We start from the raw sequence: 1,005 nt of genomic DNA on the forward strand, positions 1-1,005 counted from the left end.
TCGGGAACCGGGTCGCAGGGCCGGTGCGACCGATGATCCGTGCGGCCATGACCGGGCCGATACCGGCAATGGTTCGCAGCGAGGTGCCGTGCCGGTCGAGCAACTCGTCCATGGCCGCGGAGTTCTCGGCGAGCTGGGCGTCGTAGCGCTTGATATCGGAGACGAGATCCTTGGCGAGTGATTTGCGCACCTGATCGGTGGGCGTGACCGGCCGCAGATTGCGCAGGATGGCCGCCGGCGGTGGTAGCGGTCAGGCTTGTCGGCGCCCCGCCCGGCAGCAATTCTCGCAGCAGTGCGTGGAGCTGGTTGACCGATCGAGTCCTTTTCTCAGACAGGGTCTTTCGCCGTTCATCGAGAAGGGCCAGCGAATCGGTATGGGTTTCGGCACGCACCGGACGTGCGTCGCCGTGCAACGCTGCGACACATGCCGCCGCGGCCGCGTCGATTCGGTCGTTCTTCCGGCGGCCGCCACGCGAAAGCTGCCGCACCCGCGCGGTCGCGGCCGGCGCAACGTCAACGACTGCCTCGCCCATGGCGACCAGCCACAGCGCCAGATGGTGCCCCAGGCCTTCCGCGTTTTCCACCGCCCACCGACGTTTCGGCCACTGTCGTGCCCACGCCAGCAACTGACGATATCCGTTGTTGCTGGCATCGATACGGATCGAGCCGAGATCAGAATTCGTCGACGGTTCGATCACCGTCGCGGTGTGGCTGGACTTGTGCGGGTCGATGCCGATCAGCATCATCAGGTAATCGTCCTTGTCGTCGCCGGGCGGAGAATCCACGGCCGACATGTCGACTTCCAGAACTACACACAGCGGGTCGTCGTCACACCTCTGTCGAGTCAGACCGTGAACGGAGACCGGGCGGGGCGACACATCACGAGCAAGTCAACCTGCGACGGCGACAGACGGTTCACGAGCCAGCCCACCCAGCCTCCTGCGGCACGTTACGGGGCAGCTGACCCCGACCACGAACCGCTGCCACTAGATAAGTCGACGGTTC

1 pseudogene is annotated in these 1,005 nt (G+C 65.4%); it reads right to left on the minus strand.

The window, feature by feature from the left end:
- A pseudogene (locus tag ON21_RS41265) lies at positions 1 to 746 on the minus strand (IS110 family transposase); the annotation flags it as partial.
- Positions 747 to 1,005 lie beyond the last annotated feature (259 nt).

This window comes from Nocardia araoensis NBRC 100135, from assembly GCF_000308435.1.
Lineage (GTDB): Bacteria > Actinomycetota > Actinomycetes > Mycobacteriales > Mycobacteriaceae > Nocardia > Nocardia araoensis.